Consider the following 1,525-nt stretch of genomic DNA (forward strand, 5'->3'; position numbering starts at 1 on the left):
TTACTTGGATTTTTTTTTGGAGGTGAAAGAAGTGATCACCAAAAGGAAAAGAGATGCAAGAAGACAAATAGAGATGGTAGCAATAGAGGATTTGGTGCCGGAAGACCATTTAGTAAGAAAAATAGAAGCAGCAATAAAATTTGATTTCATATATAAGTTAGTAGAAGATAAGTACTCACAGGATAATGGAAGACCAAGTATAGATCCAGTAGTATTGATAAAAATAGTGCTGATACAATATATATTCGGAATAAGATCCATGAGACAGACAATAAAAGAAATAGAAACCAATGTGGCATATAGATGGTTTTTAGGATATGGATTACATGAGAAGATTCCACATTTTTCAACATTTGGAAAGAATTACGAGAGAAGATTTAGAGGGACAGATATATTTGAAAAGATATTTAAACACATATTAGAAGAGGCAATAAAAAATAATTTAATAAATGCAGAGGAGATATTCATAGATGCAACTCATGTAAAAGCAAATGCAAATAAGAAAAAATACATAAAAAAAATAATTGAAAAAGAAACAAAATCATACAAGGCTAAATTAGAAGCAGAAATCAATGAAGATAGAAAAAAACACGGGAAAAAGTCATTAAAACCTAAAAAAGAAGAACCTAAAAAGAAAGAAACAAAGGAAAGTACAACAGATCCGGAAAGCGGAATGTTAAATAAACAGGGAAAAGAAAAGATGTTTGCATATTCCTATCATGCAGCAAGTGATAGGAATGGGTTTGTATTAGGAGTAAAAGTAACAGGGGCAAATATCCATGACAGTGAAATGTTTGAAGAAGTATTAGAAGAAGCGATAAAAAATACAAATAAAAAGCCAAAAGCAGTTGCAATAGATGCAGGATATAAAAAAGGATTCATAATAAAATCAATATTTGAAAAAGGAATAATACCAGTAGTACCATACACAAGACCAATAGGAAGAAAAGGAATGATGAATAAAAGAAAATTCAAATATGATAAAGAAAGAGACGTATATATATGTCCTCAAGGAGAGGAATTAAAATATGTAACAACCACTAGAGAAGGATATAAAGAATATAAATCGGATAGACTAATATGTGAAATGTGCCCATTATTAGATAAATGTACATCAAGTAAAGATAAAATCAAAAGGATAGCCCGACACATTTGGGAAGATGAAATAGAAAAAGCAGATAAAATCAGATTAAGTGAGTATGGAAAAGAAGTATATTCAAGAAGAAAAGAAACAATAGAAAGAGTATTTGCAGATTTAAAAGAAAAACATTCAATGAGATGGACAACATTAAGAGGAAAAGAAAAAGTGTCCATGGAAGCTTTATTAGTCTTTGCAGCCATGAATTTGAAGAAAATGGCTATATGGCTATGGAGAAATAGGAAGGGAACCTCAAATTTTTCGAAAAAACTTCAAAATTTTCTTCTTGCTCTCCAAAAAATCAAAAAAAATTTCTCAATTTTATATTTCAAAGATAAAAAATACCTCTCTGCTTGATTTAGCAAAGAGGTTTGTCTTCAATCTGAA

General features: G+C 29.8%; 1 protein-coding gene. It reads left to right on the plus strand.

Features of this window, described 5'->3' with window-relative positions:
- Positions 1–31: 31 nt before the first annotated feature.
- Entirely contained in the window at positions 32–1,495 is a 1,464-nt protein-coding gene (locus X275_RS08990; RefSeq protein ID WP_156168758.1) for an IS1182 family transposase, read from the plus strand.
- The last annotated feature ends 30 nt before the right edge of the window (positions 1,496–1,525 follow it).

This window comes from Marinitoga sp. 1197 (genome assembly GCF_001021165.1).
Classification (GTDB): Bacteria; Thermotogota; Thermotogae; order Petrotogales; family Petrotogaceae; genus Marinitoga.